An 18,950-nucleotide genomic window follows, 5' to 3' on the forward strand; every position below is an offset into this window, starting at 1 on the left:
GAAATGAAAACAAAATATAAAAAATTAACAGTTGCTGTTCATACGGCAATTCTGACCTCTTTAATCTGCTCAGCTTTACCTAGTTTTGCAAGTGACACAGAGTTGTATAAGGCACCTCAAAGCTCAGAGACGACTATCATGTTTATGGTTGACTTATCAGGAAGTATGCTTTATTGCGATAATTCTAATGGTACGGTCAATACCAATAGTGGTTGTTCCCCAAATAGGGTAGATAAGCTTAAAGAGGGAATGATCAAGTTGTTGCAAGGCAGTGTTTCTGATGGAATAGAACCATTACCTGACAAATTAGTGGTAGGTTTATCTGAGTTTAGTTCTCCAAATCGAAATGGTCCATTTGGGAGAATTACTATTGAAGCCAAGCCTTTAGGGGAGATGACGAGCTTAGGTGTTAGAGAGATTTATAGAGTCAGAACACCTACAACGTATATTGGCTCACGAACTCAAACTCAAGACGTACTAAGAAGTCAAACTAGAACTAGAACTAGAACTAGAACAAGTTCTAGGAGGGGGATGAGTAATTGGACTAGCTGGGGGGCTTGGGGAGGTTGGACAACTTGGAGTAGTTGGTCGCGAGATGGATCTATATCAACTGGTGCAGTATCGGTTTCGAAACAAAGGGGTAATGCCCTAGGTGTAGAGGAATGTGTTGAGTGGACTACCTCTGCTACAGTATGTAAAACTTGGGTACAGTCTACGAAAAGTATTTCGGAGTTAACTCAATATGCTAGTACTGAGGATGAAGTTTATACCTTCAATAATTGGTCTCCTTCAGATAATTCAGGTTGGTCAGATATTGGAACAGTAACCTCTACCCAAAATAGCCAAACAGAGTGTAGAAAGGATACGGGTCGGCCTTCTTATAATTGTACTGAAGAAAGAGAAACTGAGACTGCTATCGAGAAGAAGAAGCAGACTAGGTCACAAACAGCGACAGCTGTAGGTGAGTTTATACAAACGTATACAGGTACTGCTTATGAAACACATCGTAAGCGAATGATTCGTGGTGTCAATGCTTTAAATGCCGTAGGTGGTACACCTACAGGTTATGCTTTTGCTGAAGTTGCTGCCTATATGATGGGGCAAACAACGTCAGGTGTTGCTGATGCAGGATCCATATCAGGATTTAGTGCCAATCGATCAGGTATTAGTGGTGATACAAAGTATATTGCACCAGCATCCGTGACTTCAGCAAAACAGTGTAATACTCAAGGTATCTATTTCTTAACTGATGGTGCGCCAACTTATTATAGCAGTGGCAGTAGTAATGCAACCAAGCAACATGATAGAACAGTATTAGAAAATTTTATGAAAAAAACATTAGATACGAAGTCTAGTGGTTTTTCTTGTAACAATGATAGTACTTTAGGCAAGTTCACATCTGGCTATAGTTCAGATTCAAAAATGACTTCGCGTAATGGTTGGGATTGCATCGGAGCTTATACAAAAGCGCTTTTAGACCCAACCTTAAATCCTGCTGGAGTAAGTATTAAAACAGCTGTTGTTGGTTTTGGTAATGATTTTAGCAACAAAAGTACTTCTGATGAAAAGGATGCTGACAAATGGGGTATTCTTGGAGGTGGGGGGAGTTATGTTGGTAATAATGATCAAGCTGTCGTAGATAGCGTTTTAAAATTTTTGAAAAAACTTCAAAAATATATTCCACCTGTGACTACAGGTTCAGTGACTGTACCGGTAGATAATTTAGATACCCAAAATATTCAGCCTTGGGGTTATTTCCCTCAATTTGATCCAGCACCTGATGCACAGGTAACCACATGGATTGGTAACTTAAAGAAATATAAAGTTGTTAATAATATTCTTCGCGATAAAAATAATGACAAAATTGTTGATGAAGTAACTGGTGTCAGTGTAGATAGTCCAGAAGACTATTGGGCAGATACATCTATTAAAAAAATGATTACTAAAATCAAAACAGTTAATAATGTTGAAATAGAAGAGGATATAGAGGTACTCGTAGGTGGTGCTTTAAGTCAGCTTAAACTTGGTATGAATAATAATGTAGAACGTAAAATTTTTACTGATCGAAAAATCACAGAGGATGGTCAAGTCACTACTGTTTCCAATAACTCGAACTTATTACAGATCAAAACCAGTGATCTAAAAGTCCTTAATAATGTAAATAACTATGCTAAAGATCCTAAACGTGGATATATTGCAGCTTTATTTGGCTACGATGTGAAATCGGCTTTAGCGAATCAATTAGCAAGTAATACCGCTGGAGCGCAAACAACCTTTAGCAATTTCTTGACTAATGCAAATGCGACATTAAGACAAATGGGTGCAGTCATGCACTCTAAGCCAATATTGATTACACAAGAAGGTAAAACGAAGTTTGATACCCAGACAGGCGATTTAACCTATATTAATCGAGATGATCTAATAGTCTTTGGTACAACCCAAGGTTTATTACATATTGTGCGTGCAGGTGATAGTGCTTCTGATTCTGATGCGGGCAAAGAAGTATTTACTTTTGTGCCAAATGAAATGATTGAAAATCAGTATCAGGGCTTTTTAAATCAGCTTCAACAAGGCAATTTATTGAAATATGGTATAGATGGACAATGGACAGCCTATACTGAATATGCAACTCAAAGCGGTAGTTCTGCAAATGAGCCTGTAGTGAGTGTTAAGAATGGTAAACAATGGCTCTATGGCGGTCTCAGAATGGGAGGTAGAAGCTATTATGCTCTGGATTTATCTGATGTCACTTCATCAGGTGGAACACCAAAAATCAAATTTAGAATTGATCCACAGAGAGCGGCAGCATATAGCCCGTTAAGTTATATGGGACAAAGTTGGTCCAAACCAACGATTACCTGGGTGAACTGGAAAGGTACACGTAAGTTAGTCATGATCGTAGGTGGTGGTTATGACGATGCTTATGAGAATTTAAATTTCCGACCTTCATCAAGTACAGATAAAGGTGCTGGTGTATATGTATTTGATGCAGAAAATGGTTCTCTGCTCTGGTGGGCGAGTGCGCATGCTGATGAAAGCGCAGCTTCATCTGATTCGCTGCATGTTGCAAACATGAAACGTAGTGTGGTCAGTCAAATTAAGGCTATTGATAGAAATAATGATGGTCTTGCAGATCACTTGTACTTTGGGGACTTAGGTGGCCAATTATGGCGAGTCGATTTGGATTCATCAAAATCAGCAGGTGAAAGTACTAATTTTGCCAAACGTGCTGTCCGAATTATGGATATGTCTACAGCATCAAATGTTCCGCGTTTTTATAGCACGCCAACATTTAGTGTTCATAATGAGGGTAATGGATTATTTGGTGTAGTGACAATTGGCTCAGGTAACCTAAGTTTCCCAATGTCTGAATCAGATCAGAGTGATGCGTTGTATGTTATTTATGATAAGGATGTCACCAAAAGAAACTTGCCTGTAATGTCTGATAGTGAGCTAACTACAGTAGATGTAAGGGTTTCAGGTTCTGGCGGTAATAAATTAGTTGAAAATGCTGATGGTAATACTGCTACAACCTTAACATATGGTGGATGGTATTATCCTTTAGCTAATAAGAACCGTATTTTAAATGACAACGTTGTAATTGCTAATGATTTATATACCAGTGTGTTTGATGCTACAGTGGATATTGATGATGTAAATTGCTACGGGGGCGTACGAGGGAAAAGTGTTGCCAAACAATTCTGTTTACCTTATGGCCAATGTTTAAAGAAAAATGCTGATGGAAGCTATGAACAAGAATCACGTCCAGAGGATATCGAATTAGGTAAAGGAAATATTGGTATCAGTTTTGGTGGTATCGACAAAAAACGGGGCTTGGTTTTAAACTTACCAACAGATAAAACCCTGAAAACATATCAAGGTAAGACGAAATTTATTTCGCAGCGTTGGTATGAGCGCTAGGAGAAATTTTATGCAGGATAGCAAAGGTTTCACCTTGATTGAGCTAATGATTGTGGTGGTGATCCTTGCGATCATTGCTGCAATCGCTATACCAAGCTATAAGGAAACCATCAGGAAAAATAATGAGGCGAAAGCTCAGCAGGAAATATTAAAAGTTGCTGAGCAATTAGAACGGTATCGTGCCAGAAATTTTAATTATCGAAATTTCACTGCCACGAATGTGATACTTCCTGATGGATATAGTTTAAATATCTATGATTTAGATAGTACCAATAAAGGGTTAGGTGATGGAGTTCAAGGACGAGGATGGTTTATTAAAGTAGAGCCGCCAACCGATCCTAAAAACTATTATTTTCTTATGAGTAGCACAGGTTTAAAGTGTAAATCACGTTTAGAGAGTGATGTGGATTTTAAATGTGAGCCTTGGGATGATAGTGCACAAACAGGAAGTCAGCCATGGTAAATAATAAAGGTTTCACATTAGTTGAATTAATGATTGTAGTGGCAATAATTGGGATTTTAGCTGCTATCGCTTATCCCAGCTATACTCAATATGTTGTTAAAGCTAACCGTGTCGATGCTCAAGCTGAAATGACTAGGATTGCCGGATTATTACAACGCTATAAAGTACTTAATTCCTCTTATGTCAAAGCCAATGGAAATGCTTTGACCTTAAGTGATCTTGGCGTGTCATCGGATTATCCGAATGCTTCAAAAAAACTGTATGAATTTGAACTTTCTGATGTGACTGGAGATACGTGGTTATTGACGGCCAAACCAGTGTCATCGAGCACGCAGGATGGCAATGGCGAATTGGTATTAAACTATCAAGGATATAGGTGTTGGACTAAAGGTTCCTCCTGTACTCCTACAGCTAACTCTAATTGGGACGGCCGCTAATCTAAATTCAAAATTATGGATAAACACTTTTTGATCTTTCCCTTTAGGCGAATATATCGTAAAATATTCGCCTTTTTAGTTCATTCGAACTTAAAAAGCTTTGTTTAACATGTGAGAGTATTAACATGGTCGTAATTCGTCTAGCACGCGGTGGTGCTAAAAAACGTCCGTTCTATCAAGTTGTTGTAACTGATAGCCGCAATGCGCGTGACGGTCGTTTCATCGAACGTATTGGCTTCTTCAACCCTACAGCTCAAGGTAAAGCAGAAAAACTTCGTTTAGATGCTGACCGTTTTGCACACTGGGTTGCTCAAGGCGCTCAACCTTCTGAACGTGTTGCTTCTTTGGCTGCACAAGCTAAGAAAGCTGCAGCTGCTGCATAATTTTTAACGAATTAGGTAGTAGTGAGCCCATGACACCAACACAGAATGTTCCCGAAGATCGTATTCAGATTGGACAGTTACGTTCAGCATATGGATTAAATGGGTGGCTCTGGGTTTATTCCAACACGGAACCTATGAGCAATATGTTTGACTATCTTCCTTGGTACATTGAGACCAAAGCAGGTTGGCAAACTGTAGATGTAAAACGTTGGAAACCACATGGCAAAGGTCTGGTTGTTTCGCTGAAGGGTGTAACTGATCGCACGGCAGCAGATAACTTGGTTGGCGCAAATATCTGGATTTCAAAATCGCAACTGCCTCAACCGGGCGTGGACGAGTACTACTGGTCAGATTTGAAAGGCTTAACTGTGTTAGGTCTGGATGAAAATGAACAGGAAGTGAATCTCGGTCAAATCCATGAACTGTTTGAAACAGGGGCCAATGACGTAATGGTGGTTCGCGCTACTGCTGAAAGCGTCGATGGCGAAGAGCGAATGATTCCATGGCATAAAGATGTGGTACAGCGAGTTGATCTCGAAGCTGGTCGTATTTACGTTAATTGGGGCGTGGATTATTAATCCTGTCAAAATTAATGCAGCAGGAAAATGAGGAGTCTGCGGTGTTCTTTGCAGTCATAACGCTTTTTCCTGAAATGTTTGAAGCGATTACAGCCTACGGTATTAGCGGGCGCGCGGCAAAACGTGACTTGATACAAATTCATTGTATTAATCCACGAGAATTTGCTGAAGGGAATTACAAACGGGTGGATGAACGTCCATTTGGTGGTGGTCCCGGTATGGTGATGATGGCTGAGCCTCTGGCGAAAGCAATAAACCGTGCCAAAGAGCTTGCAGCGCAAGCGGGAGCAGTTCATGTTCCTGTGGTGTATATGTCACCACAAGGAAAAACCTTAAATGAACCTGCAGTACAAGAATTCGTAAACTATGACGGATTGATTGTACTTTGTGGTCGTTATGAAGGTGTCGATGAACGTTTGATCCAGAAATACGTTGATCAGGAATGGTCAATAGGTGATTACGTGTTATCGGGTGGTGAGCTTCCTGCGATGGTTCTGTTAGACAGTATTATCCGGAGACTTCCGGGTGCGATGTCCGACGAACAATCACACGTTCAAGACTCATTTGTGGATGGTCTTTTAGATTGCCCACAATATACCAAGCCAGACCATTTTGAAGGTATGGATGTGCCAGAAGTATTGAAGTCGGGACATCATGCCAATATTGAAAAATGGCGGTTTTTGCAGCGATATCAGCGCACTTTGGAACGCCGGCCCGAGCTGGTTGAAAAAGTGGAACTGAGCAAGCAGCAAAAGAAATGGCTAGCAGATTTGCAAGGTCACAATAAATAATTATTGTTGTCCGAGCGCATACTGAAACAATCATGTTTCTAGTATTTAAGAATTAGGCTCTTTATGCATTGAAGTGGTCAAGCATAAAGGGAAAGATAACCGGGTCTATGCGATTTAGCCTCTATACCCAGTGGAACTCAGACCTCTTCTGACCCACACATTATTGGAGATACCCCATGAGCGGTAAACATCCTTTAGTACAAGCTGTTGAAAATGCACAGTTGAAACAAGATATCCCTGCTTTTGCACCAGGTGACACAGTAGTTGTTCAAGTAAAAGTAAAAGAAGGTGACCGTGAGCGTTTACAGGCGTTTGAAGGCGTTGTAATTGCTAAGAAAAACCGTGGCTTGAACTCTGCGTTCACAGTACGCAAAATCTCTAGCGGCGTTGGTGTTGAGCGTGTATTCCAAACTCACTCTCCAATCGTTGCTAAAATCGAAGTGAAACGTCGTGGTGACGTTCGTCGTGCTAAACTTTACTACCTACGCGAACTGTCTGGTAAAGCTGCACGTATTCGTGAAAAATTACCAGCTCGTAAACAAGGTTAATTTTGACCTTGCTTTAAAGCGAAAAAATGCGCCGTTTGGCGCATTTTTTTATGCCTGAATTTTATAAACCTTGCTGTTTTAGACGGTTGGCATGCTGACGGTAAACATCTACCGGATCTGGTGCGAACAGTGCTTTTAAACCCAGTACCTGGTTCACTTCATCCAGATGGTTCCAGTTATAGTCATCACGGATGGTTTTACCAAATTTGGCACTACAGCGTGGTACCAGACCATCATTATCTCGGCCACCATTGATGAGCAGACTAGTTGCTTTCAAGATGCTGTCAGGATCAAGTAAGTTAGTGACGGTACCTGTACCCGTAAAGGAATAATTGTAAATCACGCCATTCGCATGTTTCCATGTAGGAGCACCTTCACCACAATTGCTTGGAACACCTTGAGGATAAAGCTGATTGAATTTAGCGGCACCTTGAGTACTCAGGCTTTCTGCACTCGCCAGTGAGTTATGTGGGAAGCTGTTTGGATCCAGACCCTGCGCCCAGGTAATGGTTCTAGATAATAAATTCACCACACTTACCACAGGCGTTTCCAAGATCGGGGCAGCATCCCGAATGGCTAAGATCAGATCTGAAACAGGGGAGCCTTTGTTGGTTGCACCAACTGCTGTCAGTGAAGCAACAAATTTCGGTTTAACCCCAGCCACATAACGGATGGTCGGGCCACCATGGGAATGGCCGATCAGATTGACCTTATCAGCACCGGTGATGGCACGGATTTCTTTTACTTGTTCTAATAATTGTTCACCACGAATTTCGGTCGAGTTAAACGGTGAGACGCGGGTCGCCCAGACATTGGCACCATTACGCGCTAAATCAGGCAAAATCTGATACCAGTAGTCCAGACCAAACTGATCGGTACCTACAGTGATAAAGCCAGCCATCCCGTGGGTGAACACAATTGGATATTTGGTTTTGGCATAGGTGGAACTGGCTTTTGCAGTGACCTGTTTTGCCTGGGTTGAAGCCTGTACATTAAAGCAGGTACCCGCCAATACGAGGCTTGCTGCCAAGAGTTTAATTTTCATCATGATGACCTCTATTGTTGTTTTCTAAAGGCTGTCCTAGCCATGTTTTACTTAGTCCAATCAGCTATTGTTGTTGTGAGAAAGTACTTTCCTGATATTGAAGAACATTCCGATTGATATGAATTCCCTTAAATACTGATGCTGAATTAGCGTTGAACGTCTGAATTTAAAAATACCGTCTTTATCCTCAAACAAAGAACAAATGAATTTTACGCCAGCGTATTTTTTCATGCTGATAGGGCAAAGCCATATCATTTGAGGTCAGGAGCAGGCTTTAAAAATAGATAAATGGTAAAGACTGATGAGAGTACATTGTTTTAAAATTTAAGTTATTGAAAATTAATAATTATTATGAAATTATTGTATGAAAACTATATTGTAAGAAATCATGATTTAACATTTAAATAGATGAATGGCATTCATTTTTAATCAGCTTGAATAATCAGTCGGGATGTTTAGGTGAAAATGGCAGAATTTCAAAATAAAAAAAGGTTATAACTGATCTCGTTACAACCTCTAAAAAATTTAGAAAATGTTAATCGACAAAAGGCAGTTTACCACCTTGATCATAGACCTTTTCAAAGGTTTCCACACGTAGGCGGTCTCCTGGTTCTTTAAAATGCTGGGCACGTAGTTGTTCCACCGCTTTTTGCTTGGCACCGTCATTCATACCACTTTTCATAATACTGTCACGTTCAGTTAAATAATGCGTGACATCAGCTTTCCAAGTAGCACGTTCACTGTCCAGATGTTCTAAACGCTGAGTGGCTTCAGGACCGACCAGATTTAAACGCATCTGGCGGATTTCCTCGGCGGAACCGCCACGGGCTTTAATATCAGCCGTAAGTTTACGTAGGTCTTCCAGTTTATTCAGCTGTTCCAGGTTTTCCTGCCAGTCTTCTGGCAGCTGTTCAAACAGTTCTTTCAGTCTCTGGGCTTTTTCAGCTTCACTCAGGCTTTTATCTGCCATCACCTCCATACGGTCTAAGGTATATTCGTGATAGGTATTTTCAGTACCAAACAGGCCTTCAATTTCATAATCAGAGAAGAAGCGTTTACGCAGGTTTTTGGTGTTGGCATAAATGCTACGGTAATAAGCGGGGTCTTCCTGATCCAGACCTGCTGGAGGTGTTAGTTCACCGAAACTCTGCCGGTATTGCATATAGCGATCCCAGAGATCCAGAATCTGGCTTAAGACCGGCTCTTTATGATTTTCAGAAATATAAGCTTTAAAATCCTGCGTGATCTGCTCAATGGTCTTTTCACCGAACTGGGTAATGAAATATTCAAAACAGTTGCGGGTCTGCTCGTTCACAATCAGGTGATTGCCATTATTCAGCTGTATCTGACAGTTAATTTCAGTGTCCTGCTGACTAGGGCTGTTAAACATTGTGCCAGTTGGGCTGTTTACATCCAGGTGACTATTTTCAGTTCTGAGCATGGCGGCCTGTGCGCCTTTTTGCTGATTTTTTCTTTGCTGTTCATCTTTTGGAGAGAGCCAAAATACTAGCGTGACCAGACACAAGATCACTAATGCCGTAATGATCCAGATTTTATATTTCTGCATGTCCTATGCACCTTTATTTTGTTTTTCTTAAGTGATTTATAAAAAAGGAATGCGTCCAATATGCCATAAATGCAAAGGAATGGCATAGAAAAGTTGTAAATCATTGAGCAGGGTTTTACCATTGCGCCAACTTTAAAATTGTCTGATTTTTTGCCATGAAATCCTCATCTCCTAAAATTCAGCGTCGTCATATCAGCGGTGTGTTTCTTTTAAATAAGCCTTTGGGTATCAGCTCTAATGCCGCACTGCAAAAAGTACGCTGGCTGTATCGTGCGCAAAAAGCCGGACATACCGGGGCGCTGGATCCGCTGGCATCAGGTCTTTTGCCAATTTGCTTGGGAGAGGCGACCAAGTTTTCGCATTATCTGCTGGATTCGACCAAACGCTATCAGACCACGGTTTTTCTGGGGCATAGCACCACGACTGGGGATATTGAAGGTGAAATTCTGCTGGAAAAGCCAGTACCTGAATTAAATGAACAGCTGATCAAAGATATCTTGGCGCAATTTGTCGGTGATATTCAACAAGTCCCTCCAATGTATTCGGCGCTGAAAAAAGAAGGCCGTCCGCTGTATGAATTGGCACGCAAGGGCATCGAGATTGAACGTGAAGCACGTCCAATCACCATTTATGCGATTGAGCTTTTATCGTTTACTGAAAATAGCATCACTTTGGATGTGACCTGTTCCAAAGGCACTTATATCCGCGTGCTGGGTGAGGATATTGCCAAAGCGCTAGGAACTTATGGCCATCTGACTTATCTACACCGTATCCAGACCGGACATTTTGAGCTGATTCCAAGTTATACCATTGAATATCTGGAAAGCCTGAGTGAGGAAGAGAGAGAAGCTTTGCTCTTACCTGCTTATGCACCAGTGGATCATTTCTCGAAAGTTCAGGTGCCGGAAGGGCGTGCTGAATATTTCAGTCGTGGCATGGAAAGTAATATTGAACATCCGGCTGAGCCACAGGTACTGGTGTTTGATGGCGAAAAATGTCTAGGTCTGGCAGAAATCACCGACCGTAAGCGTCTGGTGCCAAAACGCGTGTTAAATCTCTAGAACTTATCAGGACAAAACAGATATGGAGATCGAGATCATCATCAGCCTGATCGGCTTTGCCTTTATGGCGGGGGCGATTGATGCGGCCGTGGGCGGTGGTGGTCTGATCCAGATCCCGGCAATCATAAGCAGCCTGCCGCATTTACAGCCTGCAACAGTCTTTGGCACTAATAAATTGGCATCCATTTTCGGTACAGGCTCGGCAGCTTTTTCCTATCTTCGCCAGGTGAAATTACCGTGGGCGTTGCTCGGTGTGATCGCACTCTGTAGCTTTCTGAGTTCCTTTGCCGGAGCAGCCAGTGTTACCCTGATACCGGTAGATATCCTGCGGCCTTTTGTCTTAATCATGCTGATCGTGATTGCGGTCTATACCCTTACCAAAAAGCAGTTTGGCCGGGTGCATGTACAGCAAAAACTCAGCCGGAAAATGCTGATCCTTGCAGCGATTGGCAGTCTGCTGATCGGCTTTTATGACGGGATTTTTGGACCGGGTACGGGCAGCTTTTTTATCTTCTTCTTTATCCGTTATCTCAGTGTGGATTTTCTGCATGCTTCTGCACTATCGAAAATCGCCAATTTCACCACCAATCTGGCTGCACTGAGTTTCTTTATTCCGACCGGACATGTACTGTTTCTGGTCGGTGCCATGATGGCAGTTGCCAATATTGCTGGTTCAATTATTGGGGTAAAACTGGCATTTAAATATGGCAGCGGTTTTATCCGAATTCTGTTTCTGATTCTGGTCAGTTTGCTGATTTGCCGTATGGCCTATCAAATGTTTTTTGCCTAAATAAATTCATCAACCGTTTTCAATATTAAAGTTTGTCATACAAATTTGTCTTAGAAATACGCCTGAAAGTTTAGCTGTTCATCTCTATGCTGGATGAAATGCATGATAAAAACAGGAGAAAAATGACATGAAGACCGTTTTCGAAGCTTTAAGAGAAAGTCATGAAATTCAGCGGGATCTGGCAGCAAAATTATTACAGACTTCCGGGGATTCACCAGAACGCCATGAGCTGTTCCAGCAATTGAAAAATGAATTATTCGCCCATGAAACAGCTGAAGACCGTTATTTCTATATTCCATTGATGATGACTGATTCTGGTCTGAATATTACCCGCCATGCCTTGGCGGAACACCATGAAATGGATGAAATGATCGAAGAGCTGAGTGATATGGATTTTAGTAATCCGGGCTGGATTGCCTTGGCTAAGAAACTTTCGGAAAAAGTACATCATCATTTAAAAGAAGAAGAACATGGTTTCTTCCAGCAGGCTGGTAAAATTCTGGGAGAGGAACAAAAAACAGCTTTGGCAGTACAGTACAAGAATGAATATCAGCGCTATAAAGAGATGAAAAAAGACATGCTAGTTGAAAGCTGACATTTGAATTCAAAGCTTTTAAAGCATAAAAAAGATGGCGCAATTGCCATCTTTCTATCTCTCTTCTAATTGAAATTCAATTTCAAAATTAGTGCCATCCCAATAAATCAATTCTCCAATCCAGTTAATTTTCGCATTGAATCTCTTAGGGTATTTACTAGCATCATGTCCATCTAATATATATTTAAAATCAGAGAGATTATTAAGCATTACAATGATTGGACGAATCGGTAATTTAGATGAATAGGCTAAATCAAGATTTGCTTTAAATTCATTGCACCCATGTCCAGACCATCGATCTATACGGTCTTTATAAATTTGTTTCCTTGCAGTGGGATGTTTTTTTAGAAGAGGAGAATGTCCCCATAAGCTCACGATAAGTTCATTTTTGGAATTGATAGAAGATACGGACCAATTAGGATTCTTAAGTTCTGCATTAAATTTTTTGAATTCATCAACAATTCCCATCACATAATCCTTTAAATTTAATATTGATTAAGAATGTATTTAGTAATATCTCATTCTTAATCAATTTACTATTATGCTGATTTTTCTTTTCTGGACTGGTGTGCAGCACGAACAGTCACGCCGACTGATGCAAGCATGATACAGGCCAAGGCAATCCACTGGATCAGGCTAATCCGTTCCCCGAGCAGGATAAAGCCAGTCAAAGCTGCCAGTGCAGGTGACAGACTGGACAGGGTGCCATAGCTCATCTTGTTCAGCTGTTTGAGTGCTTTTAAGTCCAGTGCATAGGGAATCGCAGTGGCCAGCGTAGCAATGATGAGTGCCTTGCCCCAGTACTGGGTATCCAGTACAGCTTCTGCATTACTATAGAATCCGATCGGCAACAGGCACAGCGCAGAAATACTAATCGCAATGGTTAGGGCATGCATGCCGATATTCTGTTGCACCACACGTTGACCAAAGAAAATATAGAAGGCCCAGCACAGACCCGCACCCAGCGCACAGGCCGCACCAAACAGGTCAAATTCATGATGTGCTGCCTGTCCCCACGGTACCATCAGGATGATGCCGAGTATCGCCATAATCACCCAGATATAATCGCTACGGTTTTTAATCGACAATAGCGCCAGTCCTAATGGGCCAACAAATTCCAATCCCACGGCAATGCCTTGTGGCAGTTTGCTCAGCGACATATAGAACAGGATATTCATCAGACCCAGAGCCGCGCTATAGCACAGTAAGTCTTTCCATTTCAGATAAGGCAAACGCGAGATGATTTTCCAGGAACGAAACATCACCCCGACAATAATTGCAGCAAAACACAGACGTAAAATGGTGACCGTCAGCGGATCCAGCACAGTAAACAGTTGCTTCGCAAAAGATGCACTGATCTGGTATGAAGCCATGGATAGAACCATGTACAACACAGCAAGAAGTTGGGCGTTTGGCATGAGAACAGGAGTGTGCCAGACCGGCACAGCATTCAGTTGGGGAGTGCGGCAGATTATAGCAAACTGGCGAATTTTTAATGAAGCTTGGTGAGCACTATTTTGTGAAGAGTAAGTTAGTTTTATGAGAAATGAATTTAAATTTGTTGTATTCAAAATTACATAAAAAATACGCCAATCTCAACTTTAAATAAGCTTTTCAAATTGAATCGGCGAATAACCACATTTTTTATTCATAACGACGCAGACCGTATGTGACAAAATCTTTCTGATAAAACGATGCGATAAGTGCCATAAATCTCTTGCCCTTACTTTTTGAATATTAAAGCGATCAGTTAATTGACCAATGACCGTTTCAATTTTCCTTCGTGCTCTCATAAGCAACCTCATTGATTCTTGAGATCTAGAGTCCGGCATATTCTTTCTTAAAGGAGTTTGTAGATCAACATACTGAAATTTATAGTATTCTTTCAAGCTGGGTCTTAAGTAACCTTTATCTGCACCTAGTAACCCATGAATATTTTCTGTGATTTCTGGTGCAACATCACGCTCATCTACATTTGCTGGAGCGAAAGTATAGCCAGTAATCATACCCTCCAAATTAATTACAAGATGCCCTTTAAAACCATAGTATTTCTCTTGTTGTGCAGCACAATAACTAAAACCTGCATGTTCTTTGAAATTCTTGTGTCTTTTTGCTCGACTATAACGACAAACAGGTATAGGAAATCCATCAATAAAATGAATATGATCCTGACCATAATGTGCAGTTAATTGGGCTGTGATTTTTTGATGAACTTGCCATAAGTTTGCACAATGCTTACAAAAGTTAGGATATGAACCTAAATGAGGGAACCAACTTAAGTAATTGTTTTTAAAAAAACATCCATATGCTTTTATCCGTATCCATTTTGAGACACTCACCAACAATTTGCATTGTGATAATTTCAATATCGGTTAAAGCAGGTGGAAAACCACGTTTTCTTAATGGTTCAGAGACTATAGTTGGGTAAATTTCCTCTATGATTAAATAGACAATGATGATAAATTCTTCAGTGGACATAACTGTAATTTTATTTTCATAGACGGATTTAAAATGAGGTTATGTCCTTTTTATTTCTATGACTTAAAAAGTTGAGATTGGCGTAACCTAACTTTAGTCATGCGATTCATGAAAGAAAACGAAAATGTGATCTACTTAACGACCAAGTTACATTTTTTAACTTGAGTTAATAGACCTGATATATTCAAATTTTTTTAGTCCTTTATGGTCATTCAGATAATAATCACAATCAGGTAAATAAAAATGAAATTTAAAGTTCTCTCATGTGCGATTTTTAGCTGCATGCTTGCGGCATGTAATGACTCTGATCATGATCAGCCTGTGGTAAAAAATCCCAATACACCAACTACACCATCAAATCCATCGACACCAAGTACACCGTCAACACCAGGTGCAGGCGGGAATACCCTGTCTGAATTTTATACGTATACGTTTAATAGTCCGCAGCTTGAAAGTAATGAATATGATGAGGCACGTAACCTGTTAGTGGACAGTGCAAAAAAACAGATTGCCAATGGTATTTTGTACTACGATACAAATACCGAGGTTAGTGCGGATTATACGCTTGATGACACTGTATATTTCGGAACCTACGTCACAGCCAAAGGTGTCTTCCAACCTGATAAAGAACGTGTAACAAATTTAGGTTATAAATTAGAACGTGTCATTGAAAATACCGGTACAAGCTTTGTGTCTGCACCTGCTACAATTCCTGAAAATGATATTCGCAATGTCACCACACTCGAATGGCATGATTTATCTGGCAAAAAACTCACAGAACGTACCAATCTTGCCATGCAAAAAATTGTGGCAGACAAAGACCTGAAAGGCTATTTTTCACCAGACAATAAGGTCAATGCCAATCGTCAGTATTACAATCAATATTTACAGAATTTTATTAAATTACAGAGTGAACGCAGTTTTCCATCGGGAGCAAAATGTTTCCGTGTGATTTCAGAAGACCCTAAAACAGAATATATTGAATTCAGTCAGGAGATTGAACCCGGCGTTAATTTGCCGACGAGCTTAGCAGAGTGGGCAGAATCTTATAGCACACTAGCGAAATCGATTGTGGACGGTCGTCTCGCTAATCTGAACTACAAAAAAGCTGAATATCTAGACAATCAACAATATTATAAAAAGTATTTTGGTGCGATTGAGTACAACGGCAAAGTTTATGAAAGCTCATTCTCTGAAAAATTAGTCCATGCCGATGCAAATGCACTTTTCCTCAAAAATACTATTGCTCAACTTAAATCATTGGGCGCTGAAGGTGAACCACTGATTAAACAAGTGACCTATAAAATTGAGGGTCTGAACAATAACTGTGATGGCTATAATGTTGAGGCAGCAAAAGTATTAAATGCAGCGATTAAAGATGCTCAACCTAAATAAAACCTGAAATCAGGCACTTCGGTGCCTTGTTGTATCATAATTCGATCAAGAGCAAACATGCTCTATTCACCGTTTGACGTCAAATAATCTTAAAAATAATAAACATGACGAGGTGTTCTATAATGACATTAAATCGAGTTTGCTACGCTTTAGTGACGCTCATCGTATGTGGTTGTCATAATTCGGATGATCACAACACTCCTGTGTTCGAACCTGTTGCAGATCCTTCAGAACAGTCGACACCTGTGACACCACCTGCAGAAAAACCACCTGAAACAAACTCACCACAAGAATAACCACCTGAAGCGCAAGAAAAACCCGATCTCACGCATGCTGAACCCTTGACGCAATATTTTATATACGATTTTTCAACACCGAATAATGAAGAATTTGAACCTGAGCATGATCATATTCTGTTGTCAGCCGCTGAGTATCGTGTGAAAGATCAAGCACTTTATATGACTCAGCATACTCATGTACTGCCTGAAACTATCATAAAAATGGACGTAGAAAACAAAAATTTTGTGACAGCGACAGGGGTATATGATTCAGATTATCAAAAGAGCAGTGCAGGCTGGAAAATTATTGAAAATCAGAAAGGTAAATTAGAACTACGACCATGGACAACACAAGAAAATGATATACGGACGACGTATTATTTGCAGTGGTATGATCTTTCAGATCATGCAATGACTTATATGACCAATGTGGCTGTCAATTTGCTGTTAAAAGATAAAGATGCCCAATCAGCACTCAGTTATGCAGTAGATCGAATTAATGAGCCAGGATTTGATCGTTACTACTATCGCTTAAATCGTTTCGTAGAACTGCAGCAGCAACATAAATATCCGAAAGGTTCTAAGTGTTTTGTCATTTATAAAGTGCAAAATCAGGTGCCATATCTACAGTTTGATTTGACATCCTCTCCGACCTAAAGGACGGAGATTCCTCCTGCGAGACGCCCATGTCCGAGCGCAAGAATATTCAGTGCTGAGTTTATATCTCTATCGTGGAATGTACCGCACTCCACACACTGCCATTCTCTTATTCCAAGTCCTGCTCTACCTTTCAGACTACTGGAGCGTGAGCCGCAGCACGAGCAAGTTTGGGTGGTATAGGCTTCATTGACTTCTTCATACCATACCCCTGCGTTCTCGCATTTATACTTGAGCATGGTTCTTAAGGTCGTCCAACCTGCATCGAGTACAGACTTAGCTAATTTTGTCTGTGCTAATGCTTTGGCATTCACATTACCAACGAAGATGGCTGCATGTTCATTCACCAGTTTATGACTGAATTGATGCAGCATATTTTGACGTAGATTTTTGATCTTGGCATGAATCGCTTTGACACGTTTTTTATTTCTTGCTCTTTGAGCAATACCAAGTTTTTGTTCATATTGACGATAGATTTTAGGCGCTTTGAACTTTACACCATCTGAGCAAGTCGCAAGGTCTTTGAGTCCTAGATCAATGCCAATTGAGGTTTTAGCGGTGGTTTTCTCTGTTTTAATTGAATCAACCACAAGACATACATACCAACGCCCTCGGCTATCCTCGACAAACGAGCCTGTTTTAACATTGTATTTACTTAGTCCGTAACTGTCCCATAGCTTGAATTGATGCTTGCCGTATTGGACATACCCATCGGCATATTTCACCGCCACTTTTTTAAATGGAATCCAACCGAGAGAACGTCTAGCATTTTTTTTGTTACTGACACGCCATTTTAGCTTGGCTTTTTTAAATTGCTTTCTTCGAGTAACTAATTCTTCCGCAACTGCCTGTATGGTTTGGCTGTGCAAATTGCACTCTTTTGATGTACCTTTCGTGTATTTAGCAATATCGTAAGCTGAAAAGAATTGTTGTTTTCTTTGCAAGTGTTTAAAACACAAATCATTGACATAGTTCCAGACAAAATTAACTTCAGATGCCAATTGGTCTAGCACCTTGCAATGTTTGTCTTTTATGCGTAATTTAAGTGTCTTCATCACTAAAATATATTTGGTCTATGAATAATAGTCAAGAGATTAGAACAGGTCGTCACTGTGTTTTTAATATGCACGTTCATTTAGTCTTTGTGGCTAAATATCGTAGAGATGTTTTTACCAAAGCTATGCTCGAAACTATGAATGAAGTATTCAAGCGCATTTGCTTAGACTTTGAAGCTAAGTTGGTAGAATTTGATGGTGAGCATGATCATGTTCATTTACTTGTGAACTATCCACCAAAAGTAGCTATTTCTAGCTTGGTTAACAGCCTAAAAGGTGCATCTAGTCGTATTTTAAGAACTAAACACCCTGAAATTAAAAACAAATTATGGGGGAATGCTTTGTGATCGCCTAGTTATTTCGCTGCATCGTGTGGAGGTGCTCCCATTGGGATTATTAAACAATATATCCAACAACAGCAAACACCGCATTAGCAATCCTAGCTAATCCCCACAAGGGGGACTAGCGGATTGCAGCCTTATATCCCCGCCCTGAAGGGCGAGGTTTTACGGCTAAAGGGATAAAAATCTAAAAGCATGGAGTTAGGCTTCGGTATATCAGGATATTCAGTATGACACCTTTAATGGATTGCCAATTGCTAAAGTGGATCGCGGTGAAGTATTTAGTTTTAATCTCGCACGTTATTGGGGTGCAGTGGAATATAAGCAACACGTCTTTGATGCTACTTTTTCTACAGACTTAAATCTGAGTGATATGCTCAAAGCGCGTGAAGCTCATTATCAGCGTATGTTACAAGAACTAAGTGATGTGATGAGTCTAGGTGAAATTAAACTCACTGACTATTACTATGATAATCAGTTAAAAGGATGTCATGGCTATAATGTCACTGCAGCCCAAGCAATTGATGCATTAATTCTGCAAGCGGAATCAACAACACAGCAATAGGC

The 18,950-nt window shown here is 40.5% G+C and carries 19 protein-coding genes and 2 pseudogenes; 15 read left to right on the top strand and 6 right to left on the bottom strand.

The features are described from left to right. The first annotated feature begins 3 nt into the window (after positions 1 to 3). From ABEF84_RS01915 to rplS, 7 genes are all read left to right on the top strand, one after another. The gene (locus ABEF84_RS01915; protein WP_347473511.1) at positions 4 to 3,921 is read left to right on the top strand and encodes a PilC/PilY family type IV pilus protein; all 3,918 of its coding nucleotides are present in this window, start codon (positions 4 to 6) and stop codon (positions 3,919 to 3,921) included. 10 nt (positions 3,922 to 3,931) lie between these two features. Then, on the top strand, positions 3,932 to 4,384 hold the full coding sequence (locus ABEF84_RS01920; RefSeq protein WP_347454473.1) for a prepilin-type N-terminal cleavage/methylation domain-containing protein: 453 nt from the start codon (positions 3,932 to 3,934) through the stop codon (positions 4,382 to 4,384). Next, positions 4,378 to 4,821 carry a type IV pilin protein gene (locus ABEF84_RS01925; RefSeq protein WP_347473284.1) on the top strand — a complete coding sequence of 148 codons (444 nt, stop codon included), beginning with the start codon at positions 4,378 to 4,380 and terminating at the stop codon, positions 4,819 to 4,821. Before ABEF84_RS01920 ends, ABEF84_RS01925 begins: the two co-directional genes overlap by 7 nt. Positions 4,822 to 4,946: 125 nt before the next feature. Further along, a complete protein-coding gene (gene rpsP / locus ABEF84_RS01930) occupies positions 4,947 to 5,204 on the top strand; it encodes a 30S ribosomal protein S16 (protein WP_034587736.1) in 258 nt (85 codons plus the stop codon). Positions 5,205 to 5,233: 29 nt separating this feature from the next. Beyond that, entirely contained in the window at positions 5,234 to 5,782 is a 549-nt protein-coding gene (gene rimM, locus ABEF84_RS01935; RefSeq protein WP_347453520.1) for a ribosome maturation factor RimM, read from the top strand. Between the two features lie 41 nt (positions 5,783 to 5,823). Beyond that, the gene (trmD, locus tag ABEF84_RS01940) at positions 5,824 to 6,573 is read left to right on the top strand and encodes a tRNA (guanosine(37)-N1)-methyltransferase TrmD (RefSeq protein WP_347454471.1); all 750 of its coding nucleotides are present in this window, start codon (positions 5,824 to 5,826) and stop codon (positions 6,571 to 6,573) included. 176 nt (positions 6,574 to 6,749) lie between these two features. Next, a complete protein-coding gene (rplS, locus tag ABEF84_RS01945; protein WP_004787066.1) occupies positions 6,750 to 7,121 on the top strand; it encodes a 50S ribosomal protein L19 in 372 nt (123 codons plus the stop codon). Positions 7,122 to 7,182: 61 nt separating this feature from the next. On the opposite strand, the gene ABEF84_RS01950 is transcribed toward rplS, so the two are convergent. Together ABEF84_RS01950 and ABEF84_RS01955 are read right to left on the bottom strand one after the other, a co-directional pair. Beyond that, complete coding sequence (locus ABEF84_RS01950) at positions 7,183 to 8,166, bottom strand: lipase family alpha/beta hydrolase (RefSeq protein ID WP_404798936.1); 984 nt, start codon at positions 8,164 to 8,166, stop codon at positions 7,183 to 7,185. A gap of 535 nt (positions 8,167 to 8,701) precedes the next feature. After that, positions 8,702 to 9,733 (bottom strand): lipase secretion chaperone, encoded by a 1,032-nt coding sequence (locus ABEF84_RS01955; protein WP_347454469.1) that lies wholly within the window; start codon positions 9,731 to 9,733, stop codon positions 8,702 to 8,704. A 155-nt stretch (positions 9,734 to 9,888) separates the two neighbouring features. Between ABEF84_RS01955 and truB the strand changes: the two genes are divergently transcribed. The 3 genes from truB (at position 9,889) to ABEF84_RS01970 (ending at position 12,179) form a co-directional block, all read left to right on the top strand. Further along, positions 9,889 to 10,794, top strand: coding sequence for a tRNA pseudouridine(55) synthase TruB (gene truB / locus ABEF84_RS01960; RefSeq protein WP_347454468.1), 906 nt, complete (start codon positions 9,889 to 9,891; stop codon positions 10,792 to 10,794). Positions 10,795 to 10,816: 22 nt separating this feature from the next. Beyond that, on the top strand, positions 10,817 to 11,584 hold the full coding sequence (locus ABEF84_RS01965; RefSeq protein ID WP_347454467.1) for a TSUP family transporter: 768 nt from the start codon (positions 10,817 to 10,819) through the stop codon (positions 11,582 to 11,584). Between the two features lie 127 nt (positions 11,585 to 11,711). Continuing rightward, complete coding sequence (locus ABEF84_RS01970; protein ID WP_347454466.1) at positions 11,712 to 12,179, top strand: hemerythrin domain-containing protein; 468 nt, start codon at positions 11,712 to 11,714, stop codon at positions 12,177 to 12,179. Between the two features lie 54 nt (positions 12,180 to 12,233). On the opposite strand, the gene ABEF84_RS01975 is transcribed toward ABEF84_RS01970, so the two are convergent. The 3 genes and pseudogenes from ABEF84_RS01975 to ABEF84_RS01985 form a co-directional block, all read right to left on the bottom strand. Beyond that, the gene (locus ABEF84_RS01975; RefSeq protein WP_347454465.1) at positions 12,234 to 12,647 is read right to left on the bottom strand and encodes a hypothetical protein; all 414 of its coding nucleotides are present in this window, start codon (positions 12,645 to 12,647) and stop codon (positions 12,234 to 12,236) included. 71 nt (positions 12,648 to 12,718) lie between these two features. Continuing rightward, complete coding sequence (locus ABEF84_RS01980; RefSeq protein WP_347453527.1) at positions 12,719 to 13,597, bottom strand: EamA family transporter; 879 nt, start codon at positions 13,595 to 13,597, stop codon at positions 12,719 to 12,721. Positions 13,598 to 13,780: 183 nt separating this feature from the next. Further along, a pseudogene (locus ABEF84_RS01985) lies at positions 13,781 to 14,657 on the bottom strand (IS982-like element ISAba825 family transposase). Positions 14,658 to 14,900: 243 nt separating this feature from the next. On the opposite strand from ABEF84_RS01985, the gene ABEF84_RS01990 reads away from it, so the two are divergent. The 3 genes from ABEF84_RS01990 (at position 14,901) to ABEF84_RS02000 (ending at position 16,987) form a co-directional block, all read left to right on the top strand. Next, the gene (locus ABEF84_RS01990; protein WP_347454464.1) at positions 14,901 to 16,052 is read left to right on the top strand and encodes a hypothetical protein; all 1,152 of its coding nucleotides are present in this window, start codon (positions 14,901 to 14,903) and stop codon (positions 16,050 to 16,052) included. A gap of 122 nt (positions 16,053 to 16,174) precedes the next feature. Beyond that, the gene (locus ABEF84_RS01995) at positions 16,175 to 16,348 is read left to right on the top strand and encodes a hypothetical protein (protein WP_347454463.1); all 174 of its coding nucleotides are present in this window, start codon (positions 16,175 to 16,177) and stop codon (positions 16,346 to 16,348) included. Between the two features lie 45 nt (positions 16,349 to 16,393). Beyond that, positions 16,394 to 16,987: a hypothetical protein gene (locus ABEF84_RS02000; protein WP_347454462.1), complete on the top strand. Its 594-nt coding sequence runs from the start codon at positions 16,394 to 16,396 to the stop codon at positions 16,985 to 16,987. Here the strand turns inward: ABEF84_RS02000 and ABEF84_RS02005 are convergent. Beyond that, positions 16,984 to 18,042 carry an RNA-guided endonuclease TnpB family protein gene (locus ABEF84_RS02005; RefSeq protein WP_034586922.1) on the bottom strand — a complete coding sequence of 353 codons (1,059 nt, stop codon included), beginning with the start codon at positions 18,040 to 18,042 and terminating at the stop codon, positions 16,984 to 16,986. The genes ABEF84_RS02000 and ABEF84_RS02005 overlap by 4 nt on opposite strands. 20 nt (positions 18,043 to 18,062) lie before the next feature. Here ABEF84_RS02005 and tnpA point away from each other — a divergent pair. Then, positions 18,063 to 18,476 (top strand): annotated as a pseudogene (tnpA, locus tag ABEF84_RS02010) (IS200/IS605 family transposase). A 154-nt stretch (positions 18,477 to 18,630) separates the two neighbouring features. Continuing rightward, positions 18,631 to 18,948, top strand: a complete 318-nt coding sequence (locus ABEF84_RS02015) for a hypothetical protein (RefSeq protein ID WP_347454461.1) — start codon at positions 18,631 to 18,633, stop codon at positions 18,946 to 18,948. Positions 18,949 to 18,950: the final 2 nt, after the last annotated feature.

Origin of the sequence: Acinetobacter sp. ANC 7912, from assembly GCF_039862785.1 — a bacterium.
Taxonomy (GTDB): domain Bacteria; phylum Pseudomonadota; class Gammaproteobacteria; order Pseudomonadales; family Moraxellaceae; genus Acinetobacter; species Acinetobacter thermotolerans.